Here is a 12,964-nt window from a genome sequence, read left to right as displayed (position 1 = left end):
AAAATGGCGGGAGAGTGAGGTGACCGCACAGCGCTGAGGGGGGACTGACGGTTTTCCCCGCCAGCCGGCGCGCCGGACCCCCTGATGGCATTAATCAATCGGGGTAATCACAGCGCTAAACCTGTGCAGGCCGGTAAAGCGAGGATTTGCGCTTTACCGGCACGGGTCAGCAGACAACGTGAATCTGCGCTGGATCTATGCCGGGCGTAACCCACACTGCGCCAGCGAGCGCTGCTGGCGCGCTTCGTAAAGCGCCATCTCATCCAGCACCTCACAGCCCAGCGCCGCCTCAAAGGCCTGTCGGCTCGCCTGTCCCGCAGAACGCACCTGCGCCTGGTCCCCCAGGTTAGACTGAAAGATCCCCGCCGCACTGACCGGCAGAAAATCCTCATAGACGATGGGATCGGCCACAACCCGGCCCTGCGCAATCAGGGTATCCAGGGATTCGCCCTGAGCGGGCGGTGTCATCATGCCCTTTTCACTCAGGCGATAATGGAACCAGGCCAGCCCCTGCTGACGCAGCGTCGTCTCATCGTCGGGGAAGTCGCGGAAAATCGCGGCCAGGTGCTGCTGATGCTGCTCGTTATCCTGACCGCTGCCCGCCTCACTCAGCAGCCGGTCGTAGAGCGCCCGGCCTTTCGGCGTCAGCGCAACGCCTCGCTGCTCAATTTCCCCGAAGCGCGCAGTGTGGGTGCCCGGATGTCCATCCTGAAAGATGATCGCTTCTTCAAGCGCCCTGAAGCTGGTCTGACGCAGCAGGATCGGCACCTGACGACGTGGCGGCCCCTCGATCAGCGTTTTCGGATCGATGCCGCGCGACGGCATCAGCTGCTGGACACGGTCGATATCCAGCGTGCGCGGCGTAAGATGGTTGATGTGGCAGCCGGGAAAGCAGACCACATCGGCGATCAGGCGATGCTGCTGATTAAGCGCCTGATAGGTCTGACTGTCGACAGGGCTGTGAGCGTGCCAGCGAAAGGTTTCCAGCGCTTCGGTAACAAAGGCCTCCGCCTGGTCGGCGGTGAAGCCGCCCTGCTCCTGATGCACCCGCAGCAGCGCCCGGCAGCGGGGAGTAAAAATGTCACGCGCGGCGAGAATCGTTGTCGCCTTCTCGCGCAGCGCGGGATCGTCGATCAGTTCAGGACGCAACAGTGAGGTGAAAACCCGGAAGGGATTGCGACGCAGCGCCGCGTCATCGACCGGTCGGAACGCGGTGGAGTGAACCGGCACGCCTGCCTGAGAGAGATCGTAATAGCCCACCGGGGACATGCCCATGACCGCAAACAGCTGGCGCAGCGTGGCGAGTTCATCCGCCGTCCCGACCCGAATGGCGCCGTGACGCTCAATATTGAGCCGGTCAATCTCATCTGCGGCCGTAAGGCGATCTTTCAGCGCGCAATCTGCGTTCAGCGTGCGTTCGTTGACGGTGGCGACCAGCTGCATCAGCGTGCCGTACTGCGGCACCTCCTGCTGATACATTGCTGACATCGCCTGAGAGAAACGGGTACGGATGCGATCCGCACTGAGAAAGTTTTCCATCTTATCCACCTGACACCGTGAGCGTTGCAGCTAATGTAATGCAACGCGCCGGTCTCAGCGGAAAAAATCACGAATCTGTGATCGGCTTAAAGCCGTAACGGTTTTTCAGCAGCAGCATCAGGGTGGTGATCACCGCCGGTATCGCCAGCAGCAGAAAGATCACGCTGAACGACCAGCCCAGGGACATCATCTCTGCTCCCACGAAAGCGCTCAGGATCGCCCCGACGCGACCCACAGCGTGCATCCAGCTGGAGCCGGTCGCGCGGGCATGGGTGGGATAGTAGCTGGCAGATAACGCATTCATCCCGGTGTTGGCCCCGTTAAAGCAAAAGCCACTGCAAAAAGCGATGGCGCTCATCATACCCACTTCGGCCGGTGAGAATCCCAGGGCGACAATAAACAGGCCGCCACAGCCGTAGATCGCCGCCAGCGCCAGATTGGCGTTGAACCGATCCATCATCCAGCCCGCAAAGAGCGATCCGAGGGTCCCACCCGCCTGATACATCGCAGTAATGATCGCCGCTTCGGTGACCGACATGCCCAGGGTGTTAACCAGTGAGGGCAGCCAGCTGCCAATCAGGTAGACCATGAACAGGCCCATAAAATAGCCGCCCCACAGCATCACGCTGCCAAACAGATAGCGGCGCGAGAGCACGGTACCGATTGCGCCACGCACCGGCACGCTGGCTTCCGGTGCGTGAAAGGCGCAGTCGGGTGCGGTTTTACCCGGCAGCATCCGCTCCAGGATGGCGTGAATGCGTGCAGCCGGCGCGCCACGACCGATCAGAAATCGCACCGACTCCGGCAGGCCACGGATCAGAAAAGGGAGCACCAGCAGCGGCAGGATACCGCCCAGCAGCAGTACCGAATGCCAGTCATAGCGGGGCAACAGCCAGGAGGCGGCAAAACCGCCGCTGGCCGCGCCGAAGGTGAAACCGCAAAAGACCACGGTGATAATGAAGGCGCGACGACGTTCGGGCGCATACTCCGCGACCAGCGTGCCAACGTTGGGCATCGCGGCCCCCAGTCCCAGCCCGGTCAGAAAGCGAAACAGCATCATCTGTTCGATGTTCTGAGAAAAGGCGGTTGCCAGCGTCCAGAGACCAAAAAAGAAGACGCTGAAGATAATCATCATGCGCCGGCCATAACGGTCAGCAAGCGGCCCTGCCACCATCGCACCCAGTGCCAGGCCGATCAGTGCGGCGCTGATGACGCCCCCCAGCTGATGATTGCTTACGCCCCAGGCTGCTTTCAGCGTTGGCGCGATAAATCCCATAATCGCAATGTCCATGCCATCGAGTGCCACCACGATAAAACAGAGTGCAATAAGCCGCTTTTGCCAGTGGCTGAGCCCCTGCTGGTTGATAAGCTGGCGGACATCTACCGCCTCGACGCTGGTCAATGGACACTCCTCGGGAGTAACGGGATCGGACATCAGTTTAAGTAAAAAAAACGGCGCTTATGATAGCCCATCGTTAACCTTAAGCGGTCAGATTTTTATCGGGTGATGAGAATTCTTCAGTTTCAGCGCGGTAAGTGCCTGATATTACACTGGCGGGTGATGGGCGGTGACGGCGGGAGGGATGGCATAAGTCAGTCAGATCAGTCAGTTAACTAAAGAAAGGCCAGATTTACCCTTTTTGTTAAATAAAATTTGCAGCAAAGTTAACAGATTTCATTTTAAAGTATTGCTTAATGTTGGCCATTCTCATTAAGTTTACGCTATGGACAAAAATATCCTTTTCAATCAGCGCATTCGCTTGCGCCACCTTCACACCTTTGTTGCGGTTGCGCAGCAAGGCACGCTTGGACGGGCGGCAGAGACCCTCAGCCTGAGTCAGCCCGCCCTCTCAAAGACCCTGAACGAGCTGGAGGAGCTGACGGGTGCCCGCCTCTTTGAACGCGGGCGGCTGGGCGCGCAGCTGACCACAATGGGAGAGCAGTTTCTGACCCATGCGGTTCGGGTGCTGGACGCCCTGAACCATGCCGGACAGAGTTTCAATGAGCAGCCCGGTGACGCCCCGGCCATTATCAGGCTGGGGGCGCTCACCACGGCGGCGATGGGCATGCTGCCACGTATCCTGGATCGTTTTCATCAGCTGCAACCCAATACCACTATTCAGGTAGCAACGCTGCATAATAACGTCCTGCTGGCTGGCCTGCGCGGCGGCGAGTTTGATATCGGTATCGGCCGTATGGCTGACAGCGACATGATGACCGGTCTCACCTATGAATTGCTGTTTCTGGAGTCTCTGAAGCTGGTGGTGAGGCCGGAGCATCCCCTTTTAAGTGACAATGTCACCTTATCCCGGGCGATGCAGTGGCCGGTGGTGATCTCACCGGAAGGCACCGCCCCGCGCCGCATCGCGCAGCAGATGCTTGATGAACAGGGCTGCACGCTGCCGCCCCACTGTATTGAAACCTCCTCCACCTCACTGGCGCGTCAGCTGGCGCTGCGCTACGACTACATCTGGTTTGTGCCGTCCGGGGCCATCAAGGAGGACCTCAGCCACAATGCTGTCTGTGCCCTGCCAATTCACTCCTCCGGACCGGGTGAACCGGTCGGCATCATTACCCGCACCGGCGCGGAACTGAGCCTGAGTGCCGAAGTGTTAATGTCGACCATCCGTAAATTTCATAGCTAGCGGCTGCGTTTGGCATGCCGCTCGCGGTTTTCCAGCCGCGCCTTGTCCGTTTTCCGCAGCCCGACATAGAGCGCCCCGGCGCCACCGTGCCGGGTCTGCGCCACACAGAAAGTCTGAACGTCATCGAACTGCTGCAGCCATCGCGCCAGATAGCTGCGCACGATATTGGCGTGCGATTCATCATCGCGGCCCTTGCCGTGGATGATCAGCAGATTGCGTAAACCCAGTTTGTGCGCCTGCATCATGAAGTTAAACAGCGCCTGACGGCAGGTTTCGACCGGTTGCCGCAGCAGGTTGAGACTGGCATCCAGTTTATATTCTCCTCTGCGCAGCTTATCGACGATGCCCTGCTGAATGCCGTCGGCTTTATACTCCAGCGGCGTATTGAGCGGAATAATCTCCAGATCGCCCCGGGTAAGAAAGTTCTCCAGCACCGACTCATCGGGTGCTTTGCGTGGCGCTTTGGTTGAGGGGGATTTAAGCCACAGGGTTGTGGTGGTGTCTTTCAGCGGCGTGACATCACCCATGGCATCCCGAAACAGATCGTTATCATCAAGGTTCATGGTTTTCTCACACCTGATTAAAATTGATAGCGTACAAAAACAGGTCTTATCCGATAGCGTAGCAAAAGGTGGAAACACCGGGCCAGCCCACTTTTCTGATTATGACTGGCCGCAGCTTTTCGGGTAACGGATCAAAAAAACGGAAACTTTTCGTGACACTTTTGCCGCGCGCCGTTCTGAGAAGCCCGTCACATCTGCGTTTAGCGATGTGTGAATCATCCCTGGTTTTTGTAAGTGTAAAACTGCTCGGATGAGTTCCCTTCAGCTCAAAAAATGTTAAAATTGACCCCAGTCAATAATCGTCGAGCGAACCATTATGATCCCTGAAAAACGCAGCATTCGTCGTATTCAGTCGGGCGGTTGTGCCATTCACTGCCAGGATTGCAGCATCAGTCAGCTCTGCATCCCCTTCACGCTAAATGAACATGAGCTGGATCAGCTCGACAACATCATTGAGCGTAAAAAACCGATTCAGAAAGGGCAAACGCTTTTCAAAGCGGGTGACGAACTGAAGTCACTGTACGCCATCCGTTCCGGCACGATCAAAAGCTACACCATTACTGAGCAGGGTGATGAGCAGATAACCGGCTTCCATCTGGCGGGGGATTTAGTCGGCTTTGATGCCATCATGGGTGCCAGCCATCCCAGCTTTGCGCAGGCGCTGGAAACCGCGATGGTCTGTGAAATTCCTTTTGAAACCCTGGATGACCTGTCAGGCAAAATGCCTGCCCTGCGTCAGCAGATGATGCGTCTGATGAGCGGTGAAATCAAAGGCGACCAGGATATGATCCTGCTGCTCTCCAAGAAAAACGCAGAGGAGCGCCTGGCGGCCTTTATCTGGAACCTCTCCCGCCGCTTCGGCCAGCGCGGCTTCTCACAGCGTGAATTCCGCCTCACCATGACGCGTGGCGACATCGGTAATTATCTGGGCCTGACGGTTGAAACGATCAGCCGTCTGCTGGGTCGTTTCCAGAAGTCCGGCATGCTGGCGGTAAAAGGCAAATATATCACCATTGAGAACCACGCCCTGCTGGAAGAGTTAGCGGGTCAGAGCCATCAGGCCGCCTGATCCGCCGCCGGATCAATAAATCTTATTTTGTTGATCCGGCAGTAACTTTTTCACTTCTTCCCCTGTGCAACATAGGCTATCTTTATTCCAGTCGCTCTGGTTTAAGGAGAACGCCTCATGTCCCAGTACCAAAATATTCTGGTCGCCATTGATGCCCAGCAAGACGATCAGCCCGCGCTGCGACGTGCGGTCTATCTGAATCAACGTATTGGCGGGAGAATTAAAGCCTTTCTGCCTATCTATGACTTTTCCTATGAGATGACCACCCTGCTGTCGCCGGACGAACGCGCCTCCATGCGTCAGGGCGTCATCAGCCAGCGCACCGAATGGATTCGTGAACAGGCCCGCGCCTATCTGGATGCCGGTGTCGAAATCGACATCAAGGTTATCTGGCATAACCGCCCCTATGAAGCGATTATTCAGGAAGTGCTCGCCCATCAGCATGACCTTGTGCTGAAAATGGCCCACCAGCATGACCGCCTGGAGTCCGTGATTTTTACCCCCACCGACTGGCATCTGTTGCGTAAATGCCCCTGCCCGGTCTGGATGGTGAAAGATCAGCCCTGGCCGGAGGGCGGTAAAGCTATCGTCGCCGTCAATCTTGCCAGCGAAGAGCCGCATCATGATGGCCTGAATCAGAAGCTGATTCGTGAAACGGTGAAGCTGGCCGAAAAGGTCAACCAGACCGAGGTGCATCTGGTGGGTGCCTACCCGATTACGCCGATCAACATCGCGATTGAGCTGCCTGATTTCGACCCCAGCGTCTATAACGACGCCATCCGCGGTCAGCATCTGGTGGCCATGAAAGCGTTGCGGCAGAAGTTTTCCATTGGTGAAGAGTTCACCCACGTTGCCAAAGGGCTGCCTGAAGAGGTTATCCCGGATCTGGCTTCGCATCTGGGAGCCGGTGTGGTGGTGCTGGGCACCATCGGACGCACCGGACTTTCGGCAGCGTTCCTGGGTAATACGGCGGAACAGGTGATCGATCACCTGCGCTGCGATCTGCTGGCGATTAAGCCAGACGATTTCAAGTCGCCAATTGATCTGGATGATGAAGAGGATGAGGAGGATTAAACCTCCGCAAAAAAAGGGGCGGCTGATTAGCCGCCCCTTTTCTGTTACAGCGCTTTGATAATCGCTTCGACGCTGGCTTTGGCATCGCCAAACAGCATCTGACTGTTCTCTTTGAAGAACAGCGGATTCTGCACCCCGGCATAGCCGGTGTTCATGGAACGTTTGAAGACCACCACATTGTGTGCTTTCCACACCTCCAGCACCGGCATGCCGGCAATCGGGCTGCGGGGATCATCCTGCGCCGCCGGGTTCACCGTGTCATTCGCGCCGATAACCAGCACCGTATCGGTTTCACTGAAGTCATCGTTGATCTCATCCATCTCCAGCACCACGTCATACGGCACTTTGGCCTCTGCCAGCAGCACGTTCATGTGTCCTGGCAGGCGGCCCGCCACGGGATGAATACCGAAGCGCACCCGGATGCCGAGTGCACGCAGTCGGGCGGTCAGATCCGCCACCGGATACTGTGCCTGTGCCACCGCCATGCCGTAGCCTGGCGTGATAATCACCGACGCAGAGGACTTCAGCATCTCAGCCGTCTCTTCAGGGGAGATCTCGCGATGTTCTCCTGCTTCCTGACTCTCATCGCCGCTGCTGGCTTCGGTGCCAAAGCCGCCCGCAATCACGCTGATGAACGAACGGTTCATCGCTTTACACATGATGTAGGAGAGGATCGCACCGGATGAGCCCACCAGCGCACCGGTCACGATCAGCAGGTCATTGCTGAGCATAAAACCGGCCGCGGCCGCAGCCCAGCCTGAGTAAGAGTTAAGCATCGACACCACAACCGGCATATCTGCACCGCCAATGGAGGCAACCAGATGCCAGCCAAAGGCCAGCGCAATGACCGTCATCAGCAGCAGGGCAAACACCTGCGCCGCGGTGCTGCTGGTGTCAACAAACCAGAGCAGCAGCAGGAAGGAGACGACCAGCGCCAGCAGATTGAGCTTATGACGGTGGGGCAACGTCAGCGGTCGTGAGGAGATTTTGCCGCACAGCTTGCCAAACGCCACCAGTGAGCCGGTAAAGGTAACGGCACCGATAAATATCCCGATAAAGACTTCGCTGAGATGGATATTCTCCATCGCGGCCGGCAGGCCTGGCGCATGGTCGATATAGCTGTTAAGCCCGACCAGCACCGCGGCCAGACCCACAAAGCTGTGCAGAATCGCCACCAGCTCTGGCATTTCGGTCATTTCGACTTTTTTTGCCAGGCGAATGCCGATTGCACCGCCAATTACCATCGCCAGCAGGATCCAGGCCACATTGCCGCTGTCCGGGCCGAAGATGGTTGCGATGAGGGCAAGCGCCATCCCGCTGATGCCGAAAATGTTGCCCCGTTTAGCGGTCTCATGACGCGAAAGACCAGCAAGACTACAGATGAACAGAATGGCAGCCACAATATAGGCTGCAGTGACTAATCCGCCAGACATGAATTACCCCTTACGAAACATTTTCAGCATGCGCTGCGTGACGGTGAAGCCACCAAAGATATTGATGCTGGCAATCAGCACGGCAATAAAGGAGATGAAGGTGACCCAGCCACCGTGCCCCATCTGCAAAACCGCTCCGATGACGATGATGCCGGAGATGGCATTGGTCACGGACATCAGGGGGGTATGCAGTGCATGGCTGACGTTCCAGACCACGTAGTAGCCAACCACGCAGGAGAGCGCGAACACGGTAAAATGGGAGAGGAACTCCGCCGGTGCCACGCTGGCCAGCCAGCCAAACAGCACAATCGCCAGAGCCATCAGCAGCGCGGTGCGCCACGGCGAGGCCGGTTTTGCTTCCGGTTTCTCAGCGGGTTTCGCGGCGGCAGGTCTGGCCTGAGGGGCAGCAGAGACCTGAATCGGCGGCGCGGGCCAGGTGATTTCGCCGTCGCGCACCACCGTCACGCCCCGCACCACTACATCCTCAAAATCGACCTGGATTGCGCCATTTTTCTCTTTGCAGAGCAGCCTGAGCAGGTTGACCAGATTGGTGCCGTACAGCTGGGAGGACTGCGTCGCCAGCCGGCTGGGCAGATCGGTATAGCCGATAATTTTCACGCCATTCGGTGTCACGGTCACCTGGTCGGCAACGGTCAGCGCACAGTTGCCGCCGGTCTGCGCCGCCAGATCCACAATCACACTGCCCGGCTTCATGCTGGCGATCATCTCTTCGGTGATCAGTTTCGGAGCCGGTTTGCCTGGGATGAGCGCGGTGGTGACAATGATGTCCACCTCTCTGGCCTGGCTGGCGAACAGCGCCATCTCCGCTTTGATAAAGGCGTCGGACATGACTCTGGCATAGCCATCCCCACTGCCCGCCTCCTCTTCAAAATCGAGTTCGAGGAATTCGGCGCCCATACTCTGCACCTGCTCTTTGACTTCGGGACGAGTATCAAACGCCCGGACGATGGCGCCCAGGCTGCCCGCCGCGCCTATCGCAGCCAGTCCCGCCACGCCAGCCCCAATCACCATCACTTTTGCCGGTGGCACTTTACCTGCCGCGGTAATCTGACCGGTAAAGAAGCGGCCAAATTCATGTGCCGCCTCGACGATAGCGCGATAACCGGCGATGTTGGCCATCGAGCTCAGGGCATCCAGCGACTGCGCGCGCGAAATACGCGGCACCGAATCCATCGCCATCACCGTCACCTGACGGGCAGCCAGCTTTTCCAGCAGCGCCGGATTCTGGGCGGGCCAGATAAAACTGACCAGCGTGCTGCCTGCACGGGTCAGCGCAATTTCGTCCTCATCGGGTGCGTTTACCTTCATGACGATATCGGCCTGCCAGACCTGCTGACGGTCGCTGAGGGTGGCACCCGCAGCAAGGTAACTTTCGTCATCAAAACTGGCGCGTTTACCGGCGTCGTGCTCAAGCGTGACGCTGAAACCCAGTTTGATAAGTTGTTCCACGGTCTTTGGCGTGGCTGCCACGCGCGACTCGTTTGGCAACCTTTCCTTGGGTATTCCAATTAACATAGTGTTTCCTTTCATCGGTTAAAGGATGATGGCCCGAATCCGCACCACGACAGCGCAGCCGAAACGCGGTTTCAGCTGCTTATAGTCGAATTGCAGATATTTCAAAGTGTTTATAACCTACTTAAATTGTGACGCCTGATCCACTGCGGTAACCGCAGATGGAGACATTCACCTGATTATTCAGTATTCGCTTTGAAATCCTGCATTATTACGCTATTAAAACGCGTCATCAGCAGATAATCTGCTATGAAAATTGCGCTCCGGACGAATTAATCAACAATAAAAACCCTTAATTAACAATACATTAACTGTTATAGCGCTAAGTGTTACCGCTTTTAGTGGTAACAGCGCCCAGAAATGACGCCTTAAACGCATTTCATGACAGTCAGATGAAAAACAGGGAGTTGAATAACGCGATATCGCGCAAAAAATCGCTGCGACAGTCTGTTTATAACATGCAATAATCAGCGGCTAATCTGTTATACATCAAGAGTCCAGCACGTTTTCGTACTCATTTTTGCGTAAGGCGAAGGATTATTTTTATGAAGCTGAAGAACACTATTCTGGCGTCCACTCTGTTGTCCCTGCTGGCAGCTAATGCATTCGCTGCGCAGGAGTTAACGCCAGAAAAAGCGGCCGCGTTGAAGCCATTCGAACGTATTAATATCACCGGCCGTTTCAACGCAATTGGCGACGCAGCCGATGCGGTCTCTAAGCGTGCAGATGAGATGGGCGCTGCTTCTTTCTACATTCAGGGGATCAACGACAGCAACGGCAACAGCGGCAACTGGCGCGTTACTGCCGACCTCTACAAGGCTGATGCCCCGGCCGCTTCCGAAACCACCCAATACCGTCGCTTTAACGGCGTCAACGAACTGCCAAAGGCTGAAGCTTATAAGCTCGAACCTTTCGACACTGTTTCCGTCAGCGGCTTCTTTGCCAGCCAGCCTGATGTCAACGATGCGATTTCAAAAGCGGCTAAAGAGAAAGGCGCCGCCTCATTCTTTATTGTTCGTCAGATTGACGCCAACAGCGGCGGCAACCAGTACATCACAGCCTACGTCTATAAAGCGGATGCTAAAGCGCGTGTGGTTCAGACGCCGAACGCGATTCCTGCCGACTCAGAAGCCGGTAAAGCTGCACTGGCTGCGGGTGGCGCAGCGGCCGCTCAGGTTGAAATCCCTGGCGTCGCCTCCTCTGAGACACCGAGCAATAAAGTGGGCCGCTTCTTCGAAACCCAGAGCTCAACCGGCAAGCGTTACACGGTCAATCTGCCAAACGGCAAATCCGTGCAGGAAGTGAACGCGATTACGGCCGCGCAGATGCAGCCATTCGACACCGTGACGTTTACCGGTCACTTCGGTTCCCCTACCGAAGTTTCTGAAGAAGTGGCGAAGCGTGCGTCTGATAAAGGTGCGAAGTTCTATCACGTGACCCGTCAGTGGCAGAACCAGAGTGGCGGTAACCTGACCGTCACCGCTGACCTGTTTAAGTAATCTCTTCAGGGCGGCGCCCGCCGCCCTGCTGTTTGCATAATTCCTGCGCGGATTTGCATAGTCACGCATTGCCATCCCCCGCCACACTCCGTAAAATCTGCCGCCTGTTTTGCCGGAGTTTGTCCCTGTTTTCTGCCGCGAGTCTGCGATAACCCAGCGATGAAATCCGATTTATCCAGCCATATATGCTAGCGGGAAGGTTGTTTTGGAGAAAAAATTAGGTCTCGGTGCGCTGACGGCGCTGGTACTCAGTTCCATGCTGGGTGCCGGCGTGTTCAGTCTGCCGCAAAATATGGCTGCGGTGGCGGGTCCGGCGGCGCTGCTGCTGGGCTGGCTGATTACCGGCGTCGGCATCATCTTTCTGTCGCTGGCGATGCTGCTGCTGACCCGCCTGAAACCTGAACTCGACGGCGGCATTTTCACCTACGCCCGCGCCGGGTTCGGTGAACTGACAGGCTTCTGCTCCGCCTGGGGCTACTGGCTCTGTGCTGTCATCGCCAACGTCTCCTATCTGGTGATCGTCTTCTCCGCCCTGAGCTTTTTCACGGATACCCCGGATCGGGTGATCTTTGGGGATGGCAACACCTGGCAGGCGATGCTGGGGGCCTCGGTGCTGCTGTGGCTGGTTCACTGGCTGGTACTGCGCGGGGTACAGACTGCGGCCAGTATCAATCTGATGGCGACGCTGGGCAAACTGGTGCCGCTGCTGCTGTTTATCGTACTGGCGGTGATGGCGTTTAACTACGATCGCTTCCGGGTCGACCTTTCCGGCGTCACGCTGGGGCAACCCCTGTGGGAGCAGGTCAAACAGACGATGCTGATCACTCTGTGGGTCTTTATCGGGGTTGAGGGTGCCGTGGTGGTTTCTGCCCGCGCACGTCAGAAAAAAGATGTGGGCCGCGCCACCCTGCTGGCGGTACTGGCCGCCCTGCTGGTTTATCTGCTGGTGACGCTGCTGTCGCTGGGCGTGGTGCCCCGTGCCGAACTGGCCGGGATGCGCAACCCCTCCATGGCAGGACTGATGACGCGACTGATGGGACACTGGGGCGATGCGGTGATTGCCATCGGCCTGATCATCTCCGTCTGCGGCGCCTATCTGAGCTGGACGATTATGGCTGCCGAAGTGCCGCTGATTGCCGCGCAGCAGGGTGCCTTTCCACGCAGCATTGCCCGGCAAAACCGCCACAACGCGCCCGCCGCCTCATTGTGGCTGACCAACGGCAGTATTCAGGTCTGCCTGATTCTGATCGCCATGACCGGCGCGGATTACAACAATCTGCTGACCATTGCCTCGGAGATGATTCTGGTGCCCTATCTGCTGGTGGGGTTGTATCTGATCAAAGTCGTGCGCGGACAGCACAAGCCGCTGGCAATGGCGATCGGTCTCGGTGCCAGCCTCTATGGCATCTGGCTGCTTTATGCCTCAGGCCCCCTGCATCTGATGATGTCGGTGGTGCTCTATACCCCAGGCCTGCTGCTGTTTCTCTTTGCCCGCCGGGGAGGCCGCGCAGCGTCTGCGCTGACCGCACCGGAGCGGATTGTGATGGGATTACTGATCGCGGCGACGCTGCCCGCCGTGTGGCAGCTGACGAAATAGCGCGGAAGGTGC

The 12,964-nt window shown here is 57.3% G+C and carries 10 protein-coding genes; 5 read left to right on the top strand and 5 right to left on the bottom strand.

What is annotated here, in order from left to right; all coding sequences use genetic code 11:
- Nucleotides 1-195 precede the first annotated feature (195 nt).
- Both HFD92_RS01885 and HFD92_RS01880 read right to left on the bottom strand, forming a co-directional pair.
- Nucleotides 196-1,539 carry a VOC family protein gene (locus HFD92_RS01885; RefSeq protein WP_167428164.1) on the bottom strand — a complete coding sequence of 448 codons (1,344 nt, stop codon included), beginning with the start codon at nt 1,537-1,539 and terminating at the stop codon, nt 196-198.
- Between the two features lie 67 nt (nt 1,540-1,606).
- Nucleotides 1,607-2,941 (bottom strand): aromatic acid/H+ symport family MFS transporter, encoded by a 1,335-nt coding sequence (locus HFD92_RS01880; RefSeq protein WP_046101878.1) that lies wholly within the window; start codon nt 2,939-2,941, stop codon nt 1,607-1,609.
- A gap of 322 nt (nt 2,942-3,263) precedes the next feature.
- On the opposite strand from HFD92_RS01880, the gene HFD92_RS01875 reads away from it, so the two are divergent.
- On the top strand, nt 3,264-4,184 hold the full coding sequence (locus HFD92_RS01875; protein ID WP_009090092.1) for a LysR substrate-binding domain-containing protein: 921 nt from the start codon (nt 3,264-3,266) through the stop codon (nt 4,182-4,184).
- Here HFD92_RS01875 and smrA read toward each other — a convergent pair.
- Nucleotides 4,181-4,747 carry a DNA endonuclease SmrA gene (gene smrA / locus HFD92_RS01870; RefSeq protein ID WP_009090089.1) on the bottom strand — a complete coding sequence of 189 codons (567 nt, stop codon included), beginning with the start codon at nt 4,745-4,747 and terminating at the stop codon, nt 4,181-4,183. The two genes, HFD92_RS01875 and smrA, sit on opposite strands and share 4 nt — an antisense overlap.
- Nucleotides 4,748-5,063: 316 nt before the next feature.
- On the opposite strand from smrA, the gene HFD92_RS01865 reads away from it, so the two are divergent.
- Together HFD92_RS01865 and uspE are read left to right on the top strand one after the other, a co-directional pair.
- A complete protein-coding gene (locus tag HFD92_RS01865) occupies nt 5,064-5,816 on the top strand; it encodes an FNR family transcription factor (RefSeq protein WP_009090088.1) in 753 nt (250 codons plus the stop codon).
- A gap of 117 nt (nt 5,817-5,933) precedes the next feature.
- On the top strand, nt 5,934-6,890 hold the full coding sequence (gene uspE / locus HFD92_RS01860) for a universal stress protein UspE (RefSeq protein ID WP_046101879.1): 957 nt from the start codon (nt 5,934-5,936) through the stop codon (nt 6,888-6,890).
- 44 nt (nt 6,891-6,934) lie between these two features.
- On the opposite strand, the gene pntB is transcribed toward uspE, so the two are convergent.
- On the bottom strand, nt 6,935-8,323 hold the full coding sequence (gene pntB / locus HFD92_RS01855; protein ID WP_111207614.1) for a Re/Si-specific NAD(P)(+) transhydrogenase subunit beta: 1,389 nt from the start codon (nt 8,321-8,323) through the stop codon (nt 6,935-6,937).
- Nucleotides 8,324-8,326: 3 nt separating this feature from the next.
- Nucleotides 8,327-9,859: a Re/Si-specific NAD(P)(+) transhydrogenase subunit alpha gene (gene pntA, locus HFD92_RS01850; protein WP_167428163.1), complete on the bottom strand. Its 1,533-nt coding sequence runs from the start codon at nt 9,857-9,859 to the stop codon at nt 8,327-8,329.
- 542 nt (nt 9,860-10,401) lie between these two features.
- On the opposite strand from pntA, the gene ydgH reads away from it, so the two are divergent.
- Nucleotides 10,402-11,355: a DUF1471 family protein YdgH gene (gene ydgH / locus HFD92_RS01845; RefSeq protein ID WP_046101882.1), complete on the top strand. Its 954-nt coding sequence runs from the start codon at nt 10,402-10,404 to the stop codon at nt 11,353-11,355.
- A gap of 205 nt (nt 11,356-11,560) precedes the next feature.
- Nucleotides 11,561-12,952 (top strand): basic amino acid/polyamine antiporter, encoded by a 1,392-nt coding sequence (locus tag HFD92_RS01840; protein WP_167428162.1) that lies wholly within the window; start codon nt 11,561-11,563, stop codon nt 12,950-12,952.
- Nucleotides 12,953-12,964: the final 12 nt, after the last annotated feature.

Origin of the sequence: Pantoea sp. EKM101V, from assembly GCF_011800325.1 — a bacterium.
Lineage (GTDB): Bacteria > Pseudomonadota > Gammaproteobacteria > Enterobacterales > Enterobacteriaceae > Pantoea > Pantoea anthophila.
This window is presented reverse-complemented; position numbering and strand designations above follow the sequence as displayed.